General features: G+C 74.4%; 23 protein-coding genes. 8 read left to right on the top strand and 15 right to left on the bottom strand.

Annotated elements, in window-relative coordinates:
• Positions 1-9: 9 nt before the first annotated feature.
• Positions 10-1,053, bottom strand: coding sequence for a transcription termination factor NusA (nusA, locus tag EV376_RS12300; RefSeq protein WP_130322799.1), 1,044 nt, complete (start codon positions 1,051-1,053; stop codon positions 10-12).
• Positions 1,050-1,727, bottom strand: a complete 678-nt coding sequence (rimP, locus tag EV376_RS12295; RefSeq protein ID WP_130322797.1) for a ribosome maturation factor RimP — start codon at positions 1,725-1,727, stop codon at positions 1,050-1,052. Before rimP ends, nusA begins: the two co-directional genes overlap by 4 nt.
• 267 nt (positions 1,728-1,994) lie before the next feature.
• Here rimP and EV376_RS12290 point away from each other — a divergent pair, with 267 nt between their 5' ends.
• The 7 genes from EV376_RS12290 to EV376_RS12260 all read left to right on the top strand — a co-directional run bounded on the left by EV376_RS12290 (position 1,995) and on the right by EV376_RS12260 (position 8,438).
• On the top strand, positions 1,995-2,408 hold the full coding sequence (locus tag EV376_RS12290) for a hypothetical protein (RefSeq protein WP_130322795.1): 414 nt from the start codon (positions 1,995-1,997) through the stop codon (positions 2,406-2,408).
• Positions 2,405-2,854, top strand: coding sequence for a ferritin-like domain-containing protein (locus EV376_RS12285; protein ID WP_130322793.1), 450 nt, complete (start codon positions 2,405-2,407; stop codon positions 2,852-2,854). Before EV376_RS12290 ends, EV376_RS12285 begins: the two co-directional genes overlap by 4 nt.
• Positions 2,855-2,908: 54 nt before the next feature.
• Positions 2,909-3,502: a PadR family transcriptional regulator gene (locus tag EV376_RS12280; RefSeq protein ID WP_130322791.1), complete on the top strand. Its 594-nt coding sequence runs from the start codon at positions 2,909-2,911 to the stop codon at positions 3,500-3,502.
• 114 nt (positions 3,503-3,616) lie between these two features.
• Positions 3,617-4,363: an ABC transporter ATP-binding protein gene (locus EV376_RS12275; protein WP_130322789.1), complete on the top strand. Its 747-nt coding sequence runs from the start codon at positions 3,617-3,619 to the stop codon at positions 4,361-4,363.
• 116 nt (positions 4,364-4,479) lie between these two features.
• Positions 4,480-7,110: an FtsX-like permease family protein gene (locus tag EV376_RS12270; RefSeq protein ID WP_486482604.1), complete on the top strand. Its 2,631-nt coding sequence runs from the start codon at positions 4,480-4,482 to the stop codon at positions 7,108-7,110.
• Positions 7,111-7,158: 48 nt separating this feature from the next.
• Entirely contained in the window at positions 7,159-7,659 is a 501-nt protein-coding gene (locus EV376_RS12265; RefSeq protein WP_130322785.1) for a nitroreductase/quinone reductase family protein, read from the top strand.
• A 50-nt stretch (positions 7,660-7,709) separates the two neighbouring features.
• Positions 7,710-8,438 carry a nucleotidyltransferase domain-containing protein gene (locus tag EV376_RS12260; protein WP_130322783.1) on the top strand — a complete coding sequence of 243 codons (729 nt, stop codon included), beginning with the start codon at positions 7,710-7,712 and terminating at the stop codon, positions 8,436-8,438.
• Between the two features lie 37 nt (positions 8,439-8,475).
• Here EV376_RS12260 and EV376_RS12255 read toward each other — a convergent pair whose 3' ends face one another.
• Positions 8,476-9,189, bottom strand: a complete 714-nt coding sequence (locus EV376_RS12255) for a VIT1/CCC1 transporter family protein (protein ID WP_130322781.1) — start codon at positions 9,187-9,189, stop codon at positions 8,476-8,478.
• On the bottom strand, positions 9,186-10,043 hold the full coding sequence (gene map, locus EV376_RS12250) for a type I methionyl aminopeptidase (protein ID WP_130322779.1): 858 nt from the start codon (positions 10,041-10,043) through the stop codon (positions 9,186-9,188). Before map ends, EV376_RS12255 begins: the two co-directional genes overlap by 4 nt.
• 95 nt (positions 10,044-10,138) lie before the next feature.
• Between map and EV376_RS12245 the strand changes: the two genes are divergently transcribed.
• Positions 10,139-10,453 (top strand): STAS domain-containing protein, encoded by a 315-nt coding sequence (locus EV376_RS12245; RefSeq protein ID WP_130322777.1) that lies wholly within the window; start codon positions 10,139-10,141, stop codon positions 10,451-10,453.
• Between the two features lie 30 nt (positions 10,454-10,483).
• Here EV376_RS12245 and EV376_RS12240 read toward each other — a convergent pair whose 3' ends face one another.
• The 11 genes from EV376_RS12240 to pcaF form a co-directional block, all read right to left on the bottom strand.
• The gene (locus EV376_RS12240) at positions 10,484-14,167 is read right to left on the bottom strand and encodes a SpoIIE family protein phosphatase (RefSeq protein WP_130322775.1); all 3,684 of its coding nucleotides are present in this window, start codon (positions 14,165-14,167) and stop codon (positions 10,484-10,486) included.
• Between the two features lie 108 nt (positions 14,168-14,275).
• Positions 14,276-14,965 carry a gamma-glutamyl-gamma-aminobutyrate hydrolase family protein gene (locus tag EV376_RS12235; protein WP_130322773.1) on the bottom strand — a complete coding sequence of 230 codons (690 nt, stop codon included), beginning with the start codon at positions 14,963-14,965 and terminating at the stop codon, positions 14,276-14,278.
• Positions 14,962-15,729, bottom strand: a complete 768-nt coding sequence (locus tag EV376_RS12230; protein ID WP_130322771.1) for a 3-oxoacyl-ACP reductase — start codon at positions 15,727-15,729, stop codon at positions 14,962-14,964. Before EV376_RS12230 ends, EV376_RS12235 begins: the two co-directional genes overlap by 4 nt.
• 4 nt (positions 15,730-15,733) lie before the next feature.
• Entirely contained in the window at positions 15,734-17,089 is a 1,356-nt protein-coding gene (locus tag EV376_RS12225) for an aldehyde dehydrogenase family protein (RefSeq protein WP_130322770.1), read from the bottom strand.
• A 105-nt stretch (positions 17,090-17,194) separates the two neighbouring features.
• Positions 17,195-18,559, bottom strand: a complete 1,365-nt coding sequence (locus tag EV376_RS12220; RefSeq protein ID WP_130322768.1) for a glutamine synthetase family protein — start codon at positions 18,557-18,559, stop codon at positions 17,195-17,197.
• Between the two features lie 57 nt (positions 18,560-18,616).
• Positions 18,617-19,525 (bottom strand): FCD domain-containing protein, encoded by a 909-nt coding sequence (locus tag EV376_RS12215; protein WP_207228138.1) that lies wholly within the window; start codon positions 19,523-19,525, stop codon positions 18,617-18,619.
• A gap of 60 nt (positions 19,526-19,585) precedes the next feature.
• Positions 19,586-21,157 (bottom strand): amino acid permease, encoded by a 1,572-nt coding sequence (locus tag EV376_RS12210; protein ID WP_130322766.1) that lies wholly within the window; start codon positions 21,155-21,157, stop codon positions 19,586-19,588.
• Between the two features lie 353 nt (positions 21,158-21,510).
• Positions 21,511-22,011: a DUF456 domain-containing protein gene (locus EV376_RS12205; protein ID WP_130322764.1), complete on the bottom strand. Its 501-nt coding sequence runs from the start codon at positions 22,009-22,011 to the stop codon at positions 21,511-21,513.
• Positions 22,012-22,063: 52 nt separating this feature from the next.
• Positions 22,064-24,226, bottom strand: a complete 2,163-nt coding sequence (locus tag EV376_RS12200; RefSeq protein ID WP_130322762.1) for an EAL domain-containing protein — start codon at positions 24,224-24,226, stop codon at positions 22,064-22,066.
• A 5-nt stretch (positions 24,227-24,231) separates the two neighbouring features.
• Positions 24,232-25,050, bottom strand: a complete 819-nt coding sequence (locus EV376_RS12195) for an SAM-dependent methyltransferase (protein WP_130322760.1) — start codon at positions 25,048-25,050, stop codon at positions 24,232-24,234.
• A gap of 340 nt (positions 25,051-25,390) precedes the next feature.
• Positions 25,391-26,596, bottom strand: a complete 1,206-nt coding sequence (pcaF, locus tag EV376_RS12190; protein ID WP_130322758.1) for a 3-oxoadipyl-CoA thiolase — start codon at positions 26,594-26,596, stop codon at positions 25,391-25,393.
• Positions 26,597-26,647 lie beyond the last annotated feature (51 nt).

Here is a 26,647-nt window from a genome sequence, read left to right as displayed (position 1 = left end):
AGTCTACCCCTAGCTCCCGGAGATCGCGCCGCCCGGCTCCGGTACGTGATCGGCTCCGCCGGGCCCGGCCGGACCGGCCTGCTCGGCGTCGGAGCGGATGTCGATCCGCCAACCGGTCAGCCGGGCGGCAAGCCGGGCATTCTGCCCCTCCCGACCGATCGCCAGCGAGAGCTGGAAGTCCGGCACCGTCACCCGGGCGGTACGCGTCGCCAGGTCGACCACCTCGACCCGCAGCGCCTTGGCGGGCGAGAGCGCGTTCCCGACGAAGGTCGCCGGGTCCTCCGACCAGTCGATGATGTCGATCTTCTCCCCGTGCAGCTCACTCATCACAGCCCGGACACGCTGCCCCATCGGGCCGATACAGGCGCCCTTGGCGTTAACGCCGGCAGCGGTGGAGCGCACCGCGATCTTCGTGCGGTGACCTGCCTCACGTGCGATCGCGCTGATCTCGACGGTGCCGTCGGCGATCTCCGGCACCTCGAGCGCGAACAGCTTCTTCACCAGCGCCGGGTGCGACCGGGACAACGTGATCTGCGGGCCGCGCATTCCCTTGGCCACGTGCACCACGACGCAGCGGATCCGCTCGCCGTGCGCGTACCGCTCGCCGGGCACCTGCTCCGACTGCGGCAGGACGCCCTCGAGCTTGCCCAGGTCCACGGTGACGATGCCCTTCTCGGCGCGCGCCTCGTGCGCCTGCACCACACCGGTCACCAGGTCACCGTCGCGACCCACGTACTCGCCGAAGTGCGCCTCGTCGGTGGCCTCCCGCAGCCGCTGGAGTATCACCTGCTTGGCGGTCATGGCCGCGATCCGGCCGAAGTCGTGCGGGGTGTCGTCCCACTCCCGCACCACGGTGCCGTCGGCGTCCACCTCCTGGGCGTACACGAGGGCCGCGCCCGTCTTGCGGTCGATCTCCACCCGCGCGTGGGACTCGGCGCCCTCGGTGTGCCGGTACGCCGTCAGCAGCGCGGTCTCGATCGCCGCGAGGATCGTGTCGAACGGGATCTCCCGCTCGCGCTCCAGTGCGCGCAGCGCCGCGAGGTCGATGTTCACCTCTCCTCGTCCTCCACATCGTCGTCGTCGAGGTCTGTGTCGTCGCCGACCTCGTCGGTGCCGTCGAACTCGTCCGCTCCGCCGATCTCGTCGAGGCGGTTGAACTCGACCTGCACCCGCCCCGGGCCCAGGTCGGCGTAGCTCCATTCCGCGCGGCCGGCGTCGGTCTCCAGCACCACCCGCTCGTCGTCGGCATCGATCACCCGGCCGGTGAGCTGGCGGTCACCGCCGGCCGGCCCGCCCCGTACGGTCACCTTGACCAGGCGACCGGCGTTACGCCGCCAGTGCCGGGGCAGCGTGAGCGGGCGGTCCACGCCCGGCGAGCTGACCTCGAGTTGGTACTCCCCGGCGACGAGGTCCCCGCCCGCCTCCTCGGCGGCGTCCAGGGCGGCGGAGACGGCCCGCGAGACGTCGGCGACGGCGTCGAGACTGATCCCGCCGTCGGCGTCGACGATCACCCGCACCACGTGGCGCCGGCCCGCCCGGGACACCGACAGGTCCTCCAGGTCGTACCCGGCGTCGGTGACCACCGGCTCGACGACCTCCCGCAGCCGGGCGCGCCGCGCGGCGAGGTCACCGCCGCGGCCGACCCGATCGGCGCCGCGCTGGCCGACCGCGCGCCGCGGTCGCCCCGTCGGCCCGGTCTGCCTGGTGGCACGGCCACGCTGGGTCATCTGGCGCCCTTTCTGCTGTCGACGGCGCCCGTCCGGTCGCCATAGCCATATGCCACCGGGGCGGACGCACCGGTGGTTGCGCAGAGCGTAACCCGCCGTCCGCCCGCTGGCCCGGGCGGCGCACCGACGCCGGTGACCGCGCGAGCGGCCACGATGGTGTTGACTTGTGCGGTGGTGACCGGCAGAACGACCCAGCACGACGGGACAATCAGGTATTCCCGGCGGAAAGTGCTACGGGCTGGCGCCCTCCTGGCACTCGGTGGCGCCGTGGCCCCGCTCGCCGGCTGTGATCCGTTCGACCGCGACGGGGACCCGCCACCCGGCCCGGATCCGCTCGCGCCGCTGGTGGACGAGGCGCTCGCGCTCGCCGGGGCGTACCGCGACACCGCCTCCGCACACCCCGCCCTGGCCGAGCGGCTGACCCCGATCGCCGACGCGCACGCCGCGCACGCGGCGGAGCTGGCCCGGGTCGCCCGGGTGACCCTGCCGTCGGCGTCCGCGGCCCCGTCCTCCGGCGCCCCGGCCGCCGATCCCGACACGGCGCTCGCCGGGCTGCGGGAGCGCGAGACGACCGCCCGTGACACGGCCGTCCGGGCCTGCGTGGAGGCGCCGGCCGAGCGGGCCGCCCTGCTCGCCTCCGTCGCCGCCGCCCGGGCCGCCCACCTGGAGGCGTTGCGATGACCACGCCCACCCCGTCCGCCGGCCCCACCGCCGCCCTCGGTGCGGCCCTGTCCGCCGAGTACGCCGCCATCTGGGCCTACGGCCCGATCGGGGTACGCCTCGCCGACGCCGCCCGGAAGGCGGCCCGGGACGCCGAGGCGGCCCACCGGCGGCGGCGGGACCAACTCGTGCTGCAGCTCAGCACCGGCGGCGGACAGGTCCCGCCCGACCACGCCGGCTACGCCCTGCCCTTCCCCGTCACCGACCGGGCCAGTGCCCTGCGGCTCGCCGTCGAGGTCGAGGAGCGGACGGCGGCGTTCTGGCGGGCGGCCGTGGCCGCCACGACCGGAGCCGAGCGGGAGCGGGCGCTGGCCGCGTTGGTCGATTGCGCGGTACGGGCCACCCGCTGGCGGCGCACCGCCGGGACGCAACCGCTGACGGTGCCGTTCCCGGGGCGGCCGGCCTGACCCCGGCGCCGCTCCGGTTGCCGATGCCATACCAGGTATGCATACTCCGAGACCATGTCCATCCGTCACGGACTGCTCGCTCTGCTCGAACGCGGCCAGATGTACGGCTACCAGCTGCGTTCCGCCTTCGAGGAGTCGACCGGGTCGACCTGGCCGCTGAACATCGGGCAGGTCTACACCACCCTGTCCCGCCTCGAGCGGGACGGGCTGGTGCGGTCACTCCCGGAGAGCGAGGCCGGGCAGCGTCCGTACGAGATCACCGACGCCGGGCGGGCGGACCTCGCGCTCTGGTTCGCCACGCCGATCAGCCGGAGCGACCGGCCCCGCGACGAACTGGCGATCAAGCTCGCCCTCGCGCTCACCACGCCGGGCGTGGACGTGCGGTCGGTGGTGCAGACCCAGCGGGCCGCCACGATGCGGACCCTCCAGGAGCTGACCCGCCTCAAGTACGCCAGCGACCGGCCGGAGGACCTGCCCTGGCGGCTCGTGCTGGACGCGATGGTCTTCCAGGCCGAGGCGGAGGTCCGCTGGCTGGACCACTGCGAGAGCAGCCTGGTGCGGCACCGGACGCCGGGACCGGCCACGGACGGCGGCGCCACGCCGGACGCCGGGGCGGTGGAGCGCGCCGACGCGGAGGCCCGACGGTGAGCGCGAGGAGTGAGTCGGTCCGGCGAGCCCCGCAGTCGCGAACGAAGGTGGTCCGGTGAGCGCGAGGAGTGAGCCGGTCCTGCGAGCCCCGCAGTCGCGAACGAAGGTGGTCCGGTGAGCGCGGTCGCGGACGACGGCCCGGTCCCCGTGCTCGACGTCCGCGACGCGCGCCGCACCCACGGCAGCGGGCCGACCGCGGTGCACGCGCTGCGCGGCGTGAGCCTCACCGTGCACGCCGGCGAACTGGTCGCGGTGATGGGCCCGTCCGGGTCGGGCAAGTCCACGCTGCTCGCCCTGGCCGGCGGGCTGGACGGCGCGACGGCCGGCGAGATCCGCGTCGAGGGGCAGTCGCTCGGCGGGCTGGACCGGCGGAGCCTCGCCCGGTTGCGCCGCCGCCGCATCGGCTACATCTTCCAGAACCTGAACCTGCTCGGCAGCCTGACCGCGGTGGAGAACGTCGCCCTCCCCCTCGAACTCGACGGCGCCGGCGTGCGCCGGGCCCGCCGCGCGGCGCTGGCGGCGCTGGCCGAGGTGGGCCTGCCGGAGCTGGGCGACCGCTTCCCGGACCAGCTCTCCGGTGGCCAGCAGCAGCGGGTGGCGATCGCCCGCGCGCTGGTCGGCGAGCGCCGGCTGGTCCTGGCCGACGAGCCCACCGGCGCGCTCGACTCGCAGACCGGCGAGGCGGTCCTGCACCTGCTCCGCCGCCGGGTCGACGCGGGAGCCGCCGGTGTGCTGGTCACCCACGAGGCACGGCACGCCGGTTGGGCCGACCGGGTGGTGTTCCTGCGCGACGGGGTGCTGGTCGACTCGACGGCGCCGCTGGTGGACGTCGAGCAGTTGCTGACCGGCAGCGACCGGTGAGCCCGGGCCGGTCTGGCACGCGCCTCGCCACGACGGTCGGCTCTTGGTGGGTCGCGCTGCGGATCGCGCGCCGGGAGGCGCGGCGGGCGCGGGGACGCACGGCGCTGGTGCTCGCGATGATCACGCTGCCCGTGCTGGTCCTCGCCTTCGCGGCCACGACCTGGGACATGTCCGACCTGACCCGGCCCGAACGGGCCGCGCAGCAACTCGGCGTCGCGGACGCGGAGCTGACCGCGGTGGCTCGCGGTCCGATCAGCCAGAAGCCGTGGGGCGATGGCTGGGGCACGCTCGGCGAGGATCCCGCCCCACCGGGCCGGACCACCGCGGCGGAGGTCGCCGCCCTGCTCCCGCCCGGCTCGCGGGTCCAGCCGCTGCAGCGTTGGGCGCCGTTCGAGGCCCGGGTCGGCGACCGGGTCGAGGACGCGGTGACCGCCCGGGTCGTCGACCTCACCGACCCGCTCGGGCGCGGCCTGGTCCGGTTCCACGCCGGCCGCGCGCCGGCGGCTCCCGGCGAGCTCGCGGCGAACCCGGCCGCGCTGCGGCGCCTGGACACCCGGATCGGCGGGACGCTGTCCGCCGCGGACGGCCGCCGGACCTGGACCGTGGTCGGTGTGGTCGAGTTCCCCGACCACCTGGCCCCCCTGGTCACGCTGCCGCCGGGTGGGCGTCCGGCCGACGGGAGAAGCTGGCTGGTGGACCTGCCGGGCGCCGCCGACCACGACCTGTTCCGCCACCTCAACGCGCACGGGTGGCTGGTCCAGGCACGCACCCCCGGCCCGTCCCCGGACGGCGTCCCGCCCGACGCGTACCCGTGGATCTCTTCGGTGAGCATGGCGGACGCCGGCGGGGCGGTGCTCGTCGGCGGGCTCGCCCTGCTGGAGGTGGTGCTGCTGGTCGGGCCCGCCTTCGCCGTCGGGGTCCGGCGGCGGCGCCGGGACCTCGCGCTGGTCGCGGTGGCCGGCGGTGACGGCGTGCACCTGCGGCGGATCGTCCTGGCCGACGGTGTGGTCCTCGGGGCGGTGGGCGCGGCCGTCGGCCTGGTGCTGGGCGTCGCCGCGGCCGTCGCCGCCCGGCCGCTGACCGAGGAGTACCTCTTCGGCACGCGCTTCGGCGGTTACCGGACCCCGCCCCTGCTGCTGGCGGCCATCGCGGCGGTCGCCGTGCTGGCCGGGGTGCTCGCCGCGCTGGTGCCGGCTTGGACGGCGGCCCGGCAGGACGTCGTGGCCGGGTTGGCCGGCCGGCGGACACCGCCGGCGTACCGCCGCCGCTGGCTGGTGGCGGGCGTCGGGCTCACGACGGTCGGGGCGGTCCTGGCCGCCGCGGGAGCGGTGTGGACCAGCCCGACCGTGATCCTCGCCGGCCTCGTCCTCGGCGAGCTGGGCCTGGTGCTCACCACGCCGACGCTGATCGGGTTGCTCGCCCGCGCCGGGCGGGTGCTGCCGCTGGCCCCGCGGATCGCACTGCGCGACGCCAGCCGGAACCGGTCGTCGGCGGCACCGGCGATCTCCGCGGTGATGGCGGCGGTCGCCGGCAGCGTCGGTCTCGGGATCTGGCTCGCCAGCGACGCGGCGCGCAGCAACGACGCGTGGCGCCCCGACCTGCCGGCCGAGACCATGCTGGTCACCCGGGCCGACTCGGATGGCTGGATCGCCACTCGGATCACCGGGCCGAACCCCGAGGACGACCCGGCGCTCCCGGCCGTGGACGCGGTCGCGGCGGCGGCCCGGACCCACCTCGGGGCCGGCACGCTGGCGCCGCTGGCGGAGGTCGGCTGCCCAGCGGCGGGCGACGACACGTGCCGGGTCACCCCGGTGGTTCCGCCCGGCCGGGCCTGCCCGTGGTCGTACCAGGACAGTCTCACCGAGGCCGAGCTCCGGCAGGCCCGGGCGGACGAGCGCTGCCGGCGCGGGCCGGACGACCGCGCCGGGCCGTACCTCAAGGTGGTCGTGGCCGACGGCCGGGCGCTGCCGCTGCTCACCGGCGCCGAACCGGCCGACGCCGCGGCCGCCGCGACGGTGCTGCGCGCCGGCGGGGCGGTGGTCACCGATCCGCGCTACCTCGTGGACGGCCGGCTGGAGCTGGTCGTCCGCGCCGGTCCGGACGACACCGTCACCACCCGCGTCACCGTCCCCGGCCATGCCGTGCCGACCCGGCTCGCCACCGAGCAGCTGCTGCTCTCCCCCGCGGCGACCGCCCGGCTCGGGTTGGCGGCCCGGCCGCTCGGTTGGGCCCTCACCGCGGACGGGGTGGACGACCGCGACCGACGGGACCGGTTCGTCGCCGCGCTGTGGCCGCACGGTGCGGTCGCGGTCAGCCACGACCCGGGCCCACCGGCGAGCGACACGAGGCCGGTCCTGCTGCTGCTCGCGGCGGCCTCCGGCGTGATCACGCTCGGCGCCGCCGGTGTCGCGACCGGTCTGGCCGCCGCCGAGGGACGCGCCGACCTGTCCACCCTGGCCGCCGTCGGCGCCGGGCCGGGGGTACGCCGGATCCTCTCGCTCTGCCAGGCCGGGGTCATCGCCGTCCTCGGCTCGGCGCTCGGGCTCGTCGCCGGGGTCGGCTCCGTCGTCATCATCATGGCGGCGACCAACCGCCGGTACGCCACGAGCTGGCCGGTCGCGGAGCCGTACCCGCTGGTCGTGCCCGGCGCCACGCTGGCCGTGCTGGTGGTGGTGCCGCTGGTGGCGATGCTCGGGGCGGGCCTGTTCACCCGGTCCCGGCTGCCGGTCGAGCGGCGCCTGGACTAGACCTCCCAGGGGGTGCCCCGGCCGGCCGCGAGCCGGCAGACTGTTCCCGTGTCCGTACTGGGAACCCTCACCCGGCGGGTCGGTCACCACCGCTGGTTCGGCGCCGTCGCCCGCCTGCTCGTCCCCGCCGACCGCGTCGTGGGCCGGATCACCCGGGGGCGCGTGGTCGCCCTGGGCCTCATCCCCTCGCTGGTCCTCACCACCACCGGCCGGCGCTCCGGCAAGCCTCGCAGCAATCCCCTGCTGTACGTGCCGGACGGCGACGCGTACGTGGTGATCGGGTCGAACTGGGGCCAGGCGCACCAGCCCGGCTGGGCGCTGAACCTGCTCGCCGACCCCGCCGCCGTGGTCGACGTCAAGGGCCGCCGGGTCGCGGTGCGGGCCGAGGTGGCCGAGGGCACCGAGCGGGAACGGCTCTGGCAGCGGCTGGTCACCGAATGGCCGGCGTACCGCACGTACGTGCGGCGGGCCGGCGGCCGCGAGATCCGCATCTTCCGGCTGGTGCCGGACGGGCGCGCCGCACCCGCCGACCCGACCCGGCGGGACTAGCCTGCGGTGCGGGCGACCGTCCAGGTCCGGTGGGGCGTGAGGTGAGCGGCGTGCACTCCGATGGCGGCGAGGCGTACCGGGACGATCCACGGTGGGCGGTCGCCGGGCGGGCGGCCGACGCGGCCCGCCGGCGGTACCCGGCGGACGTGCTCGCCGTGGCGGTGCACGGGCCCCTGGCCCACGGGGACGACGACGGTGGCGGCGACGGCGAGGTCGGGCTGCTGGTCGTCACGTACCGGCCCGGCTGCGGGCCGGCCCCAGCCACCCGCCGGGTGGACGGCGTCCTGGTGGACCTGACCGTCGTCGCCGCCGACGACTACCTCCAGCAGGCCCGGTCGCTCACCCCGCGCTGGCCGCTCACCGCCGACCGGTACGTGACCACGCGCCCCCTGCACGACCCGACCGGCTGGCTGCGCACGCTGCGCGACGAGCACCTGGGGCGGCTGGCCCTGGCCCGCCCGGCGGAGTTCAGCGCCGCCGCCCGGCAGGCGTGGTACCGGGGCAGCGCGGCGCACGCCCGGGCGGCCCGCCTGGCCGAGTGGTACGAGACCGACCAGGCGCTGCTCATGCTCGCCGAGGCGCGGCTCGCCGCGGCGACGGTGAGCGGCCTGCTCAGCCGCACCTACTTCCGTGACCCGGGCGACGCGGTGCGGCGCACCGGGCTGGCCGGCGCCGACATGACCGAGGTGGGTGCGGTGCTCGCCCGGCAGGCCGACGAGCTGGCGGCCCGGGGCCGCCCGGTCGACGGCACCGTGGCGGAACTGCTGAGCGGCCCGTGATGTCCGGCCGGGATCCCGCGCCACCCCGGGCCTTTCCTCACCACCCGCCCTGGACGCCGATCAGGGCGCCGATGGCGTAGGTGGCCGCGGCGGCCAGGCCGCCCAGCAGGAGCTGGCGCAGGCCGCTCGACCACCAGGGCCGGCTGGTGAACCGGGCGACGATGGCGCCGGCCAGGAAGAGCCCGACGCCGCCGAAGCCCAGCGCCAGCCAGAGACTGGTGAGACCGACCAGGTAGGGCAGCAGGGGCACCAGGGCGCCGACCGAGAAGCACAGGAACGACGAGATCGCCGCCGCCCACGGGCTGGGCTGGTCGTCGGGGTCGACGCCCAGCTCCTCCCGGACGTGCACCCGCAGCGCCTCCTCGGGGTTGCGGCGCACCGCCTCGGCGACCTGTACGGCCAGGTCGCGGGGCAGGCCCCGGGCGACCCAGGCGTCGGCCAGTTCCCGCGCCTCCGCCTCCGGGTGCCGCTCCAGCTCCCGCCGCTCCTTGGCGACCTCGGCGGCCACCTGCTCGTTGGCCGACCGGACGCTGGTGTACTCCCCGAGCCCCATTGAGATGGCACCGGCCACCAGGCCGGCGGTGCCGGTGAGCACGAGGGCGCGGGGCGAGACCCCGCCGCCGCCGACGCCCGCGATCAGGGCGATGTTGGTGACCAGGCCGTCCATCGTGCCGAAGACGGCGGGGCGCAGCCAGCCGCCGGACACGTCCGCGTGGTGCGCCTCGCGCAGCGCCGCCGGGGTGTCCGTCATGGCAGCGTCAGGATCTCGTGGCCGTCCTCGGTCACGACGATCGTGTGCTCGAACTGGGCGGTCCACTTCCGGTCCTTGGTCACCACGGTCCAGCCGTCGTCCCACATGTCGTACTGGTAGGTGCCGAGAGTGATCATCGGCTCGACGGTGAAGGTCATCCCGGGCTCCATCAGGTCGGTGGGCCGCGGGCTGTCGTAGTGCGGCACGTAGAGCCCGCTGTGGAAGGACTCGCCGATGCCGTGGCCGGTGAAGTCGCGTACCACGCCGTAACCGAAGCGCTTCGCGTACGACTCGATGACCCGGCCGATGACGTTGATCTGGCGGCCGGGGGCGACCGCCCGGATGCCCCGCATCATCGCCTCGTGGGTGCGCTCGACCAGCAGCCGGGCCTCCTCGCTCACCTCGCCCACGCAGAAGGTGGCGTCGGTGTCGCCGTGCACCCCGTGGATGTACGCGGTCACGTCGACGTTGATGATGTCGCCGTCCTGCAGGACGGTCGAGTCGGGGATGCCGTGGCAGATCACCTCGTTGACGCTGGTGCAGCAGGACTTGGGGAAGCCCTTGTAGCCCAGCGTCGACGGGTAGGCGCCGTGGTCGCAGAGGAACTCGTGCACCACCTTGTCGATCTCGTCGGTGGTCACGCCCGGCTTGCAGTGCTCACCCGCGAGCTGGGTGGCCTGGGCCGCCAGCCGCGCGGCGATCCGCATCTTCTCGATGGTCTCCGGGGTCTGCACGTGCGAGCCACGCCACTCCTGGGGACGCTTCTTGCCCACGTACTCGGGTCGTGGGATGTGGGCGGGCACCGGCCGCCACGGGGAGAGCGTGCCTGGGGTCAGCGGCGCACGGACGGTCATGGCGCAAGCCTATCGCCGCGCTTCCCGGTGACCTCCGCCACGGGCGGTGGCGGGTGATTGTTGCCGCGCCACGTCCGCTGTGCCATCGTTTCTCCGTGGATCAAGAGGGCGCGCCTCCCGTGTTCTCCGCGAGCGCGGAGATCGAGGATGATCACCTTCACGTCGTGGTCACGGGTGAGGTCGACATGGCGACCGCCGACACGATGCTCCAGACCGCCCTGCGGGAGCCGGCCGACCGGGTCACGCTCGACCTGCGCGCGGTCACCTTCTTCGACTCGGCCGCGATCCACGCGGTGGTCCGCCTGTCGCAGCAGCTTCCCGGCACGCTCACCGTGCTGCCGTCCCGGCAGGTCGCCCGGGTGCTGGAGATCTCCGGTCTCGGCGACCAGGCCTGGCTCCGGCCCACCTGAGCGCCCGGGCCACCCCGCCGCGCGCGGGGCTCAGCTCCGCAGCCGCCGGCGCAGCGTCACCTCCGTCCCGTCCGGGGTACGGCGCACCGACAGCTCCCCCAACGCCCGGATCAGCGTCAACCCGCGCCCCCGGAAGCCGGAGCCGGTGGACTCGCGCCACCGGCCGCTGTCGCGGACCGTGGCGACCACCGTGCGGTCCTCGATCGTGACCTCCACGTCGATCGTCGTCTCGGCCGGGTCGACGGGGTGCTCGATGGCGTTCGCCGCGGCCTCGGAGACGGCGACGGTGAGGTCGAACAGGTCGGTCTCCCCGACGGCGTGCGCGACGAGGAAGTCCTCCAGCCGCTTGCGCAGCACGCTCAACCGGGTCGGGTCCGCGGGCAGCCGCAGCGCGAACCGGTTGGGTTCGGTGGCCTCGAGCGCGAGGACCGCGACGTCGTCGCGGCGGGGGCGCCCGGCGACCCGCTCGACGACCGTGTCGACGAGGTCGGCGACGTGCTCGCCCGGCGTCGCCGCGTCCCGGCACAGCTGCTCCAGCGCCGCGTCGATGCCCTGGTCCCGGTCCTCGACGAGGCCGTCGGTGAACAGCAGCAGCCGGCTGCCCGGGGTCAGCTCCGCCTCGACCGTGCCGTACCCGGTGCCGGGGATCGCCCCGACCGGCGGGCCGAGCGCCCGGTCGTGCAGGAAGGCCACGTCGTCTCCTCGGATCAGCAGCGGGGACGGATGGCCGGCGCTGGCGTAGCGCAGCCCGCCGGTGCGGGGGGTGAAGGCGAGACAGGCGACGGTGGCGAACGAGCGGCCCTCGGTGGACTTCACGAGCCGGTTCAGCCGGGTCAGCGACGCTCCAGGGTCGAATCCCTCCAGCAGGTACGCCCGCAGCGCGTTGCGGAGCTCGCCCATCGCCGCGGCGGCGCGGACACCCTTGCCGACCACGTCGCCGATGACCAGCACGAGCGTCCCGTCGCCGAGCGCGAGTGCGTCGTACCAGTCGCCGCCGACCTCGACGTCGGTCGTCCCGGGAAGGTAGCGGCCGGCGAGGACGGCGCCGGGCAGCTGCGGCAGCGAGCGCGGCAGCAGGCTGTGCTGGAGGGTGGTGGCGATGCGGTGCTCGGCCTCGTAGAGCTGGGCGTTCTCCAGCCGGACGCCGACCAGGCGGGCGAGTTGGGTGAGGGCGGCCTCCTCGGCCTCCGCGCCGTCGCCGTCCGGCCGCCAGACCCGCAGCTCGCCGAGCCGCTCCCCGGTGGAACCGGTCAGCGGCAGGACGAGTGCCGGGTCGAGCGCGGTGGGACCCCCGGCGTCGGCCTCGAAGCGGGCGCCGCCGGCGCTGACCACGACGCGGGCGGCCTCGGCGAGGCTGAGCGCGTGCCGGGCGGCGACCTGGAGGACGTCGCGGGTCGAGCGGGCGGTGTTGACCGCCACGGCCGCGTCGGCCAGCGCCCGCAACCGGCGGATGACCTGGCCGCGCACCTGCCCCAGCTCCACGTTCGCCCGGACCCGGGCGATCAGCTCCTGGCCGGCGAAGGGCTTCGTGAGGTAGTCGTCGGCGCCGACCGACAGCCCGGCCACGGCCTCGGCCGGACCGGCCCGCGCGGAGAGCAGCACGATCGGCAGGTGCCGGGTACGCGGGTCAGCCCGCAGCGCCGCCACCAGCCCGAACCCGTCCAGCCGGGGCATCATCACGTCGGCCAGCACCAGGTCGAACGAGCTCTCGACGGCCGCCCGCAGCGCCTCCACGCCGTCGTTGACCGTCACCACCTCCCACGACGGCGCGAGCAGGCGGGTCACGTGCTCACGCAGGTCGGGGTTGTCGTCGGCGACCAGGATGCGGCCCGTCGCGCTGGCGGCGCCGGCCGTCGCGGTGATCCCGCCCGCCGCCGAGCCGGCGTCGACCCGGCCGGACGTTCCGGCCCACAGCGCGGTCTCCGCCACGTGCAGTTCGGCCTGAGCCAGTTCTTCGCGGAAGGTGTCCGCGGCCTCGGCGACCCGCTCGGCGGGCAGGTGCGCCGAGCCGAACGGGACCGTCACCGTGAACGTGCTGCCCTCGCCGGCGGTGCTGCGCACCTGGACCCGCCCGCCGTGCATCTCGACCAGCTCGCGGACCAGCGCCAGCCCGATGCCGGTGCCCTCGTGGGTGCGGGAACGGACGCCGGGCACCCGGTGGAACCGCTCGAAGACGTGTGGCAGCTCCTCCGGCACGATGCCCACGCCGGTGTCGGCGACCTCCAGCCGGGCGGCGTCGCCGACGGCCCGGATCCCGATCCGGATCTCGCCGTCGAAGGTGAACTTGACGGCGTTGGAGACGAGGTTCAGGACGATCTTCTCCCACATGTCCCGGTCCACGTGGACCGGCGCGGGAAGCGGCGGGCAGTCGACCACCAGCCGCAGCCCGGCCCGCTCGGTGACCGAGCGGAACGTGCTGGCCAGCCGGGCCGTGTAGCCGGCCAGATCGGTCGGCTGGTAGTGGGCGGCCAGGCGGCCGGACTCCAGCCGGGAGAAGTCGAGGACCGTGTTGACGAGCTTGAGCAGCCGCAGCGCGTTGCGGTGCGTCATGGTGAGCCGGTCCACGTACGCCGCGGGCAGCGCCGGGTCGGCGAGCAGGTCCTCCAGCGGACCGAGCACCAGCGTCAACGGCGTGCGGAACTCGTGGCTGACGTTGGCGAAGAAGTTGGTCTTGGCCCGGTCGAGCGCGGCCAGTTCGGCGGCTCGCGCCCGTTCCTGCTCGTACGCCTGCTGCCGGTCGACCGCACGGGAGATCTGCCCGGCCAGCAGGCCGAAGAAGTTCCGGTACTCGTCGGAGAAGGCGAAGCGGGGCGAGACGCCGAGGGTCAGCACGCCGAACTGCTCGTTGGTCGCGGTGATCGGCAGGACCAGCGCCCGCTCGGCGCCGACCGGCCCGCCGATCAGGTCGCCGACCGCCACTCCGGCCGGGCCGTCGCCGGCCGCGAGTTCGTTGAGGAGCACCGGGGACGGCAGGGTGACCGACGCCGGGTCGAGGTTGCTGTGCCCGGCGAGGGCGAGCCGTCCGGACGCGTCCCGCAGGTGGATCAGCGCGAACGGCACGTCCGCCCGGTGCCGGTCGAGGACCCGGGCCGCGCTGCGACCGAGCTCGGCGGTGCTGGTCACCTCGGCCAGCGCGGCGCCGAGCTCGGCCAACGCCCGTAGCCGCCGCTCGCCGAGCACCCGGCCGGTGGTCTCGGAGACGACACAGAAGACGCCGCTGACCCGCCCGTCGGCGTCCCGGACCGGGTCGTACGAGACGTCGAAGTAGACGGTCTCGAGGAACCCGTGCCGGTCGATGAGGAACGGGTGGTCCTGCCCGTAGTACGGCGTTCCGGTCCGGAGCACCCCGGTCAGCACCGGCCCGAGGACGTCCCACGTCTCCGCCCAGTGCTCGCGGGCCGGCCGCCCGAGGGCCTGCGGGTGCTTGGTGCCGATCGTCGGCCGGTAGGCGTCGTTGTAGAAGGCCAGGCTCTCCTCGCCCCAGAACAGCACCAGCTGCGACCGCGAGGCGAGCATCGTGCTGATCGCGTGGCTGAGCGCGGACGGCCAGGTGTGCGGCGGGCCGACCGGGCTGGTGGACCAGTCGTGGGCCCGGAGCCGGGCGCCCATCTCGCCGCCCCGGTCGAAGGCAGCCTGGAGCAGCGGCGGGATAGTCCCGTCAACGGGACCGCCCGAGGGGCGTACGCCCTCCTCGCCCTCCTGGGCCGAGCTCATGCAGCCTCCCGGTCCGGCCGTTCGCGCCTGGCCCGATGACCATCGGCGTGCCCCGGCTTGTACCCCGATGGAGCCGCGACGTAACGCATCGCCGGGGCTGAGCGCTGGTTACCTTTCCGCGGCCCGGACGAGCGCGGCCAGCGGCCGGGGGTCGACGTCCACCTCCGGGTGCCACTGCACGCCGAGCAGGAAGGGACGTCCCGGGTCCTCCACCGCCTCGACGACGCCGTCGTCCGCCCACCCGCTGGGCGTGAGCCATCCCGGGTCGGCGACCCCCTGGTGGTGGTAGGAGTTGACGCGGTCGACCCCGGCCATGACGGCCGCCGCCAGGCTCCCCGGCGCGAACCGGGCCGGGTGCGACCCGTAGGTCGCGGGCGCGGGGCGGTGCCGCTCGTGCCCCACGACGTCGGGAAGATGCTGGTGGAGGGTGCCACCGGCGGCGACCACGAGCAGTTGCATCCCGCGGCACACGCCCAGCACCGGCAGGTCGGCGGCGAGCGCGGCGGTGACCAGGCTCAGTTCGGCGGCGTCCCGCGCCGGCCGGGTCTCGCTGCGCGGGCCGGGCACCTGCCCGTACCGGGCCGGATCGACGTCCGGCCCGCCGCTCAGCACCAGCCCGTCGAGGACCCCCAGCACGTCCGGGTCGAGGTCGTCCGGGGGCAGCACCACCGCGCGGCCGCCGGCCGCGGTCACCGCCCGCACGTACGCCGCCGGCACCAGCACCGCCGGAACGTCCCGCCACCCCGCCCAGCTCGCCGGCTCGCCGTAGGCGGTGACGCCGATCACCGGCCGGGTCACAGTGGTGTCACGTACGCGCCGGTGATGCCGCCGTCCACCACGAACTGCGCGGCCGTCATGAAGGACGCGTCGTCGCTGGCCAGGAATGCGACGGCGGCGGCGATCTCCGCCGGCTGCCCGAACCGGCCCATCGGCACGTGCACCAGCCGGCGGGCGGCCCGCTCCGGATCCTCGGCGAAGAGGTCGAGCAGCAGCGGCGTGGCGATCGGTCCCGGGCAGAGCGCGTTGACCCGGATCCCCTCGCGGGCGAACTGCACGCCCAGCTCGCGGGTCAGCGCCAGCACCCCGCCCTTGCTGGCCGTGTACGCGATCTGCGAGGTGGCCGCCCCCATCAGCGCCACGAAGGAGGCGGTGTTGATGATCGACCCCTTGCCCTGCCGCCGCATGTGCGGGATCACATACCTGCAGCACAGGTAGACGCTGGTCGTGTTGACCCGCAGCACCCGTTCCCAGGCGTCCAGGCCGGTCTCCAGGATGGAGTCGTCGTCGGGTGGGGAGATGCCGGCGTTGTTGAACGCCACGTCCACCCGGCCGTGCCGGGCGGCCACGCCGTCGAACAGGTCCCGGACGGCCGCCTCGTCGGACACGTCGGCGGCGACGAACTCGCCGCCGACCTCGTCGGCGGCCCGCTTCCCGGCCTCCGGGTCGATGTCCACACAGACCACGCGCGCCCCCTCGGCGGCGAACCGCCGCACCGTGGCCAGCCCGATCCCGCTGCCCGCGCCGGTGACCACGGCCACCCGGTCCTGCAACCGACCCCGCACCTTGTCACTCCTTCGTCGCGATGAACACGTTCTTGACGTCGGTGAAGGCATGCAGCGCGTCCGGGCCCAGCTCACGGCCCAGCCCCGAGCGCTTCATCCCGCCGAACGGCGTCCAGTACCGCACCGAGGAGTGCGAGTTGACGCTGAGGTTGCCCGACTCCACGGCCCGGGCCACCCGGACGGCCCGGCCCACGTCCCGGGTCCAGATCGAGCCGGAGAGGCCATACTCGGTGTCGTTGGCGAGGTGGACCGCCTCGGCCTCGTCGTCGAACGGCAGCACCGAGACCACCGGGCCGAAGATCTCCTCCCGCCAGTGCCGGTCCGCCGGCGAGTCGGCCAGCAGCACGGTCGGGGCGTACCAGAAGCCGGGACCGTCCGGCCGGGAGCCGGTGAAGGCGACCCGGGCGCCGGCCACGTACCCGGCCACCCGGTCGCGCTGCCGCGCCGAGATGAGCGGGCCCATCTCGGCGCTCTCGGCGGCCGGATCCTCCACCCGCAGGGCGCGCACGGCCGGTTCCAGCAGCTCCAGGAACCGGTCGTAGACCGGCCGCTGGACCAGGATCCGCGACCGGGCGCAGCAGTCCTGCCCGGCGTTGTCGAAGACGGCGTACGGCGCGCTGGCGGCGGCCTGCTCCAGGTCGGCGTCGGCGAAGACCAGGTTGGCGGACTTGCCGCCCAGCTCCAGGGTAAGCCGCTTCACCTGGGCGGCGCAGCCGGCCATGATCCGCGTGCCGACCGCCGTGGAGCCGGTGAAGCAGATCTTGCGTACCGCCGGGTGGGTGACGAACCGCTCCCCCACCACCGAGCCCGACCCCGGCAGCACGGCGAACACGCCGTCGGGCAGGCCCGCCGCGCGGCCCAGCTCGGCGAGGCGCAGCGCGGTGAGCGGGGTCAGCTCGGCGGGCTTGAGCACCACCGTGTTGCCGGCGGCGAGGGCCGGGGCGAAACCCCAGGCCGCGATCGGCATCGGGAAGTTCCACGGCACGATCACCCCGACGACGCCGAGCGGCTCGTGGAACGTCACGTCCAGGCCGCCGGCCACCGGGATCTGCCGTCCGGTCAGTCGTTCGGGTGCGCCCGCGTAGTAGTCGAGCACGTCCCGGACGTTGCCCGCTTCCCAGCGCGCGTTGCCGATGGTGTGCCCGGAGTTGCGCACCTCCAGCCGCGCCAGCTCCTCCAGCTGCTCGTCCACCAGGACGGCGAACCGCCGCAGCAACCGCGCCCGATCCCCCGGGTTGACGTCCCGCCACGGGCCGTAGGCGCGATCGGCCCGCGCGATCGCGGCATCCGTCTCGGCGCGCGACGCCGCCGGCACCGTCGCGACGACCTCCCCCGTAGCCGGGTTGACGACCTCGGTCACCGACCCCCCTCCTCGTCGATCATGGAGTTGTGGTGCTCCGCGGAAGGCACGAACCACCTTGAACCGCCCACCACAAGTCCATGATCGGCACGAATGGGGGTGGGGTCACAGGCGTTCGAAGCCACGGAAGAGCTCCCAGTCGGTCACGGCGGCGTCGAACGCCGCCAGCTCGACCCGTGCCTGGTTGGCGTAGTGGTCGACCACCTCGTCACCGAAGGCGTCGCGCGCCAGGACCGAGTCGCGCCACAGCGTGTGCGCGTCGCGCAGGGTGCCGGGCACCCGCTCGGCCCGCATGTCGTCGTACGCGTTCCCGGTGCACTCCGGCCCCAGCTCCAGCTTCTGTTCGAGGCCGTGCACGGCGCCGGCCACCAGGGCGGCGATCGCCAGGTACGGGTTGACGTCCGCGCCGGGCACCCGGTTCTCCACCCGCATCCCCTCGCCGTGGCCGACCAGGCGGAGGGCGCAGGTGCGGTTGTCGGTGCCCCAGCGCAGCGCGGTCGGCGCGAACGACCCGGGCTGGTAGCGCTTGTACGAGTTGACGTTCGGCGCGAAGAACAGGCTGAACTCCCGCATCGTGGCGAGCAGCCCGGCCAGGACCCGCTGGCCGGTCGGGGACAGGCGCGCCGGCCCGTCGCCCCGCATCGCCGACCGTCCCTCCGCGTCCCGCACCGAGAAGTGGATGTGGCAGGAGTTGCCCTCCCGCGCGTTCGGCTTGGCCATGAAGGTGATCGACATGCCCTCCTGGGCCGCGATCTCCTTGGCGCCGTTCTTGTAGATGACGTGGTTGTCGGCGCAGGTCAACGCCTCGGCGTAGCGGAAGGCGATCTCGTGCTGGCCGAGGTTGCACTCGCCCTTGGCGCTCTCCGGAGCCAGCCCCGCGCCGGCCATCTCGGTGCGGATCCGCCGCAGCAGCGGCTCCACCCGCGCGGTGCCGAGCAGCGAGTAGTCCACGTTGTACTGGTTGGCCGGCGTGAGGTCCCGGTACGCGCGCCGCCACGCCTCCTCGTAGGAGTCCCGGTAGAGCACGAACTCCAGCTCCGTGCCCGCGTACGCAGTCAGCCCGTGCGCGGCCAGCCGGTCCAGCTGCCGGCGGAGGATCTGCCGGGGGGAGGCGACGATCGGGCCGGAACCGTCCAGCCACTCGAGGTCCGCCAGGACCATCGTCGTGCCCCGCTGCCACGGCACCCGGCGCAGCGTGGCCAGGTCGGGAACCATCGCGAGGTCCCCGTAGCCACGGTCCCAACCGGACATCGCGTAGCCGTCGACGGTGTTCATGTCGACGTCGACGGCGAGCAGGTAGTTGCAGCCCTCGCTGCCGTGCGCGACCACCTGTTCCAGGAAGTAGGGCGCGTGGAACCGCTTGCCCTGCAGCCGCCCCTGCATGTCGACCAGGGCGAGCACCACGGTGTCGATCTCGCGCTCGGCGACGGCGACCCGCAGCTGTTCCAGTGTGAGCGGAGCCTTCCTCATCTGCGAGCCTCCATGCAAAAGGTCTACTACCGAACCTTTGGATCCGTCAATGCCCGGCTAGGTGAGCAGGCCGCGCAGCAGCTCCGCGGTCGCGTCGCAGTGCTCCTCCATCGCCGCGCGGGCGCCGTCGGCGTCACCGGCCAGGACCGCCTCGACGACGCGGGCGTGCTGCGCGTCGGAGTGGTCGAGGTTCCTCGTGATCACCGGGATGGCGGCGAGGAGCCGGTCGAGGGTCAGCTGCACGTCGGCGACGGCCGCGGCGAGCGACGGAGAGCCGCTGGCCGTGGCGATCAGCAGGTGCAGCCGGGAGTCCGAGACGCGGCGGGTGAGCGGGTCGCGGTCCCGGGAGGCGGCCAGCGCAGCGACCAGCTGCTGGCGCTCGCCGGCTGACAGGCTCCGGTTCGCCGCCAGGGCCGCCGCGCCCGACTCCAGCACCCGGCGGAAGTCCAGCGCGTCGTGCAGCCGCTCGCCCATCTCGCGAGCCAGCTCCCCGGCGTCCGGACGACCGCTGCCGGGAGCCGGTGCCGGCCGGGCCGAGAGGACGAAGGTTCCGCCGTACCGTCCGCGCCGGGACTCCAGGTAACCCGCGTCCCGCAACGCCGCGATCGCCTCCCGCAGGGTCACCCGGCTCACCTGCAACCGCTCGGCCAGCTCGCGCTCCGCCGGCAACCGCTCGCCGGCCCGGACCATGCCGAGCTTGATCGCCTGTGCCAGCCGGGCGACGGTGATCTCGAAGGCGTTGCCGCCCCGGACCGGCCGCCACGCCGGCAGCGCGGGCACCCCCGGCGCCGGTCGCCCGTCGGGGGCCGCACCCGACGCCGCGTCCCGGCTCCGGGGCGCTGCCTCGTTCACCGCCGATGCGGCGGCCTCGTTCACCGCCGGTGCGGCGGCCTCGTTCACCGCCGGTGCGGAGGCATCGTTCGACGCCGGTGCGGCGGCGTCCCGGGCGGCGGCATGGATCGTCATCGGCTGTCCCTCCCAGCGGCCGGGTGGCAGGCGCCCGTCGGCGCCCACCACCCGGGCAACCTAGCCCTGGTCGGCCGTCGGTTCGGGGACGGCCTCGACCCCCGTCGCCGGCTTGGGGATCACCGGATCCGGCACGTTGTGGCGCGGGCCGGTGAACCAGCGCCGGGCGCTCAGCAGCCACCACAGCCACGCCCCACCGAGTACGACGCCGACCGCGACGATCGTGTAGTTGAAGGTGCTGGGCGTGATCGGGCTGCTGGTCGGCAGCACGAACAGGACGCAGATGAGGGCGACCCAGACGATCGCGATCCACCCGACCGGCCCGCTCCAGCGACCGAGGTTCCACGGTCCGACCTGGAACTCCGGCGTGCGCCGGCGCAGGAAGACCGGCGCCACGTACGCGATGTAGAGGCCGATCACCGCGATGGAGGTGGCCGCCAGGTAGGCGGTGGTGTTCCACAGCGACGGCACTACCAGCAGCGACGAGCACACCACGCAGAGCCAGATCGAGTTCGTCGGTGTGCCGGTACGTGGGTTGACGCGCTTCCAGATCCGGGAGCCGGGCAGCGCGCCGTCGCGGCTGAACGCGTACGCCATGCGCGAGTTCGCGGTGACCGATGCCATGCCGCAGAAGAACTGGGCGACCACGCAGATGAACAGCAGGAACGTGCCGAGGTCGCGCCCCGCCGCGTCGATGAAGATCTGCGCCGGCGGCAGGCCCAGCTCAGTGGTCCGCTCCGCCTCGTAGTCCTGGATGGACCAGGTGATGGCGAAGAGGAGCACGAAGCCGGCGGCGACCGAGACCACGACCGACATCACGATCCCGCGCGGCGCCGAGCGGGACGCGTCGTGGGTCTCCTCCGCCACGTGCGCGCTGGCGTCGTAGCCCGTGTAGGTGTACTGGGCCATCAACAGACCGATGAGGACGGCGTACCCGGCCGCGCCGGCGAACGTGAAGCCGGTTTCGTTGCGTACCTCGAGGAAGACCTCGGAGACCGGCTTGTGCTGGTCCGGGACGATCGCGAGCACGGCGACGATGACGGCCACGCCGACCAGGTGCCACCACGCGCTGACGTCCGAGAGGACCCGCACGAGGTTGACGCCGAAGGTGTTGAGCAGCCCGTGCGCGGTGATGATCAGCAGGAAGATCAGGAAGGTGCGCCCGGCGGTCACCTCCATGTCGAACGCGAGGCCCAGGAACGCCGACGTGGTGATCGCCGCGCCGAAGTCGATCGCGGCGGTCACCGCCACCTCGCCCAGGAAGTTGAACCAGCCCACGAACCACGCCCACGCCGCCTTGTTCCGTTTGGCGAGCGCGGCGGCCCACCAGTACAGGGCGCCGGCGGTGGGGTAGACCGAGCAGATCTCGGCCATGGCCAGCGCCACGAAGACCACCATGACACCGACGAAGAGCCAGCCCAGGGTGATCGCCGTCGGGCCGCCGGCGGTCATGGCGATGCCGTACGAGGTGATCGCGCCGGCCAGGATGGAGATGATCGAGAACGAGACCGCGAAGTTGGAGAAGCCGGACAGCTTGCGGCGCAGTTCCTGCTTGTAGCCCAGCTCGGCGAGCCGTTCCTCGTCCGTCACCGGAGGTGGTTGGGGTACTCCGTCCTGAATCGTCGAGGCCATCGGTGTCTCCCTTGGACGAAGGGCATGGACTGTGACCTACGTCACCGCCTGACGGGATGATGAGCCCACCGACTCAAGCAGGTCAATGGAGATCGACCGAAAATCGCTCAGGATCAGACCATTAACCGATGCGGCAGCAGCGCTGCCGACCCGAAATGCGTTGCCGACCCGCCCGCGTCGGCCGCATGCTTGACGTCGTGACCAGGCCCGATCGCGACGGGCCACCGCCGGGCGCTCGGCAACGCCCGGCCCGCGGCGGCGCGGGGCACCGACCATCTCTCTCTCACACACGGCGCTCCGCCGTGTCCGACCGGTCCCCCGCGCCGCCGCCGTCACCCGGCCTCCGCCGCCGCTCAGGCGAACAGCAGACCGGCCACCCACAGGGCGGCCACGGTCAACCCGGCGAGGAACTCCACCAGCATCGAGAGCCCGACGGCCTTGAGCGCGTGCACCGTCGACGGCCAGGCGAGGCCGTTGCTGCCCAGCCGCAGCCGCTCGGCGCCCCACACCCCGCCCACGAAGCCGAGCACCAGCCCCACCACCGGTACGACGAAGAAACCGACCAGGCCGAGCAGCCCGCCGGCGAGCAGCGACGACGTGGGCACGCCACTCTGCTTGAGGTTGCGCCCCGGCCAGGCGTACTTGACCACCGCCCCGCCGCCCGCGACCACCGTGGCGAGGACGAGCACCAGCCACCGTCCCGCGCCGGCGCCGCCGAACAGCGCCCAGACCAGCACCCCGCCCCAGCACAGCGGCAACGCCGGCAGCCCGGGCACCACCACGCCCGCCAGCCCGGCCACGATGGCCAGCCCGGCCACCACGGACACCACCGTCTCCGTGTCGGTCAGCCCCACGTCGGCCCTCCCCCGTCAACGCCCGCCGGCACCGCCGCCCGGGCAACCGCCGTCACGCCGCCGTCCCGCGAAGGCGGGCGGTGATCTCACCGGCCGGCACCGGCGGGCCGAACCAGCGGCCCTGACCGGTGTCGCAGCGCAGTGCCCGCAGCCGCTCGGCCTGCACCGCGGTCTCCACCGCCTCGGCGGTGACCCACAGTTCCAGGGCGTGCGCCAGCCGCACCAGGGCGTCCACGATCCGCTCGTCCCGGTGACCGGTCACCGCGTCCGCCGCGTCCTCGCGGATCCCCTCCACGAACGGTCCCGCCAGCTTGAGGCAGTGGATCGGCAACCGACGCAGGTACGCCAGGTTCGAGTACCCGGTGCCGAAGTCGTCGATCGCCAGCCGTACCCCCAGCCCGGCGAGCTGGTACAGCGACCGCAGCGGCTCCCCGGCGGTCCCCATCACGGCGCTCTCGGTCAACTCCAGCTGCAGGAGGTCGGCGGGGAGCCGGCTGCGCGCCAGCGCGTCGGCGACCGTGTCCACGATGGCCGGATCCTCCGCCTGCCGGGCGGCCAGGTTGACGCTGACGACGAGGCGGGCGTCCGGGAACTCGCGTCGCCACGCCTCCGCGTCCCGGCACGCCTGCCGCAGCACCCATTCGCCGAGCCGGACGATCAGACCGGTCTCCTCGGCCAGCCCGATGAAGCGGTCCGGACCGACCAGGCCCAGCTCAGGATGCTGCCAACGGACGAGCGCCTCGACGGCCAGCATCGAACCCTCCAGCAGGGACACGATCGGCTGGTAGTGCAGCACGAACTCGCCCCGGTCCAGGGCCGCCGGCAGCCCGGCGACCAGCGCCGAGCGGGCGATGTCCTGTGCGCTGCGCTCCGGGTCCCACACCGCCCACCGGCCCCGCCCCTCGGCCTTGGCCCAGTACAGGGTGGTGTCGGCGGCCTTCATCAGCTCCGACGCGTCGGTCGTGGCCACCGGGCACTCGACGATGCCGACGCTGGCCGAGACCGTGACCTGGTGCTCGCCGATCCGGACCGGCGCGGAGACGGCCGCCAGCGCGGCCTCGGCGACCCCCACCACGTCGTCGATCTCCTCGCCGTCCTCGACCAGGACGACGAACTCGTCACCGCCCATCCGGGCGACCAGATGGCCGCGCCCGGCGACACAGTCGGCCAGCCGATCGGCGATCGCCACGAGCAGCCGGTCACCCAGGTCGTGCCCGAGGCTGTCGTTGACCGCCTTGAACCCGTCGAGGTCGAGGAAGCAGACCCCGATCCGGCGCTCGGCGTCGGCCGTCTCGAAGAGCAGGTTGAGCGTCTCGAAGAAGAGAGTCCGGTTCGGCAGGCCGGTGAGCGGGTCGTGCAACGCCTGGAAGCGGAGTCGCTTCTGCAGCTCGTACCGCTCGGTGATGTCCTCGATCATGGCGACGGTGAACCGGGGACGCCCGTCGTCGTGCCGGATCAGCGAGACCGCCAGGTCGGTCCAGACGACGCTGCCGTCCTTGCGGTAGTAGCGCTTCTCCACCCGGGCCGAGTCGTGCTTGCCCTCGATCAACTCCTGGTAGAACTCCCACATCCCCTCCGCGTCGTCCGGGTGGAACAGCGCGGACACGTTGATCTGCCGCAGCTCCTCGATCGAGTAGCCGAGCATGTCGGCGAACGCCTGGTTGACGTCGAGGACCTGCCCGTCCACACCGGCGATGCCGATCCCGATGACCGCGCCGGTGAACACGGCCCGGAAACGTGCCTCGCTGTCCCGCAGCGCCTGCTCCACGTCGTCGCGTGCCTGCCAGGCGGACCGCGCGATCCGCTCCTGCTGGGCGAAGGTGCGGTCGCGCAGCGCCCGGGCGAACCCGGCGGCGAGCGCGCCCTGCAACGCCGCGACGCGCTCCCCCGTCCGCTGCGTACGCGGAAGGTCGGGCAGCACCCGGTCGAGGAAGCGGTCGCCGAGGGCCTGCACCGACCAGTCGAGCGCGCCCGGCTCGGTCAGGTGCGCCTCCACCAGCGCCCGGCCCACCTCGGCACCCGGACCGGCCGAGAACGGCTCGGCCAGCAGTGCCTGCGCCAGCTGGACGGTGTGCAGATGCAGCAGCCGCTCGGTCTCGCCCGCGCTGAGGGGCACGAAGCCGAGCCGGCGTACCGCGCGGGTCCACTCGGCCGCGTACCCCCGGGCGTCGCCCCGGCCGACGTCGCGCCCGCCCGGCTCCCGGACGGCGGCCACCTCGATCAGCCGGCCGGCCGGTCGTACCGGGCCACGCCGCCGAAGGCCCCGAACTGCTCCGGCTTGTCATCCACGTCGGCCGGCGAGTCGGGCCGCCACAGCGGCATGTGGACGACGCCCGGCTCCAGGATCGTCCAGTCCCCGAAGAAGCCGGTGACCTCCGCGCGGGAGCGCAGCGTGATCTCGGTGTCGGTACGCGACGACAGCCGCTGCGCGTCGAGCATCTCCTGCGGCTGGTCCTCGTACGTCGAGTGGGAGATCACCAGGTAGCTGCCGGGCGCGGCGGCCGCCCGCAGCGTGGCCAGGAGGTCACCGGGGCGGTCCGCGTCCGGGATGAAGTGCACCACCCCGGCGAGCAGGATGCCCAGCGGCCGGTCGAAGTCGATCAACCCGGACTCCCGGGCCTCGGCGAGGATCCGCGCCGGCTCCCGCAGGTCGGCGTGGATGACGCCGGTCAGGTCGTTGCCGACCAGCAGCTCCCGGCTGTGGGCCACCGCGACCGGGTCGATGTCCACATAGACCACCCGCGCCTTCGGGTTCGCGGACTGGGCGACCTCGTGCACGTTGCCGACGGTCGGGATGCCGGAGCCGATGTCGAGGAACTGGTCGATGCCGGCGTCCAGCAGAGCCCGCACGGCACGGCGGAGAAACTCGCGGCCGGCACGCATGGTGGCCGCGAGGTTCGGGGTCATGCTCGCGATCTGCTCCGCGAGCTGCCGGTCGATCTCGAAGTTGTGGGCCCCGCCGAGGAAGTAGTCGTACACCCGGGCCGCGCTCGGCCGGGAGAGGTCGATCTCGGTGGGAAGTCCGTCCGGCATCTGCACTGTGCTGCACCCCAAGTCGTCGCCGCGGTGCGGGAGGGAACCGGTGCCGGGCGTGCGGGCACGCGGAGGCCCACCGGCCGACCCGCGGATCGTGTGGTCCTCACCACTCTAGGCGCGGCTCACCGCGATCGGGAGAGTCGACCGCCCCCCTTCCGGCCCGCACGTCGGATGACCGACCGCCCGCGTTCACCGTCCGAAGCCGATCGACCACAGTGCCCGGCCGGCCGGATCGACGCGCTCGCCGCGGGCCGATCCGGGGGCGGCCTCGTCGCGCCCGCCGCAGGCCGATCCGGGCAGCCTGGTCGCCCCCGCCGGGCGGCTGGTCCGCTCGGGGCACGCGTCAGTCGGCGGATTCCAGCAGCAGCGAGATGCCCTGGCCGACACCCACGCACATCGTGGCCAGCGCGCGCCGGCCGCCGCGCCGGCGCAGCTCCAACGCGGCGGTCAGGGCCAGCCGGGCACCGCTGGCACCGAGCGGGTGCCCCAGGGCGATGGCGCCGCCGTTCGGGTTGACGTGCTCGGCGTCCTCGGGCAGGCCCAGCTCCCGCAGCACCGCCACGGCCTGCGCGGCGAACGCCTCGTTCAGCTCGACCACGTCCACGTCGCCCAGCCCCAGGCCGAGCCGGTCGAGCAGCCGGCGGGTGGCCGGCACCGGGCCGACGCCCATGATCCGCGGTGGCACGCCGGCCGTCGCGGCACCGGAGACCCGGGCCAGCGGGGTCAGGCCGTACCGTGCGACCGCCGCCGCGGAGGCGACGAGCAGGGCCACCGCGCCGTCGTTGACGCCGGAGGAGTTGCCGGCGGTGACCGTGCCGCCGGCCCGGAACGGGGTGGGCAGGGCGGCCAGCTTCGCCAGCGAGGTCTCCCGCGGGTGCTCGTCCGCCTCGACCAGCTTCGTCTCCCGGCGGCCGGCGGGCACGGTCACCGGCACGATCTCCTCGGCGAGCCGGCCGTCCGCCTGCGCCTTCGCCACGCGCTGCTGGGAGCGGTACGCGAACTCGTCCTGGGCGGCGCGGTCCACCCCGTACTCGGCGGCCACGTTCTCCGCGGTCTCCGGCATCGAGTCGGTGCCCCACCCCTGCTCCATCAGCGGGTTGACCAGCCGCCAGCCGATCGTGGTGTCGTAGATCCCGGCCGTGCGGGAGAAGGCCGTCTCGGCCTTGGGCAGCACGAACGGCGCCCGGCTCATGCTCTCCACGCCGCCGGCCACCACCAGGTCGGCCTCGCCGGCGACGATCGACCGGGCGGCGGTGGCGAGGGCGTCCAGGCCGGAGCCGCAGAGCCGGTTGACCGTGCTGCCGGACACCTGCTCCGGCAACCCGCCGAGCAGCGCCGCCATCCGGGCCACGTTGCGGTTGTCCTCGCCGGCCTGGTTCGCGCAGCCCAGGATCACGTCGTCGGTGCGCGCCCAGTCCACCGCCGGGTGCCGGGCGACCAACTCGCGGATCACGTGCGCGGCCAGGTCGTCGGGCCGGACACCGGCGAGCGCACCGCCGTACCGGCCGATCGGGGTGCGGACACCGGCCACCAGGTATGCCACGGTCATCGCGAGAGTCCTTCGGGGGTGGGAAGGCGGGGTGGACGCGCCCGCCAGGTC

The organism is Micromonospora sp. CNZ295 (assembly GCF_004217535.1).
The sequence above is the reverse complement of the archived record's forward strand: the minus strand, read 5'-3'. Positions and strand labels throughout refer to the sequence as shown.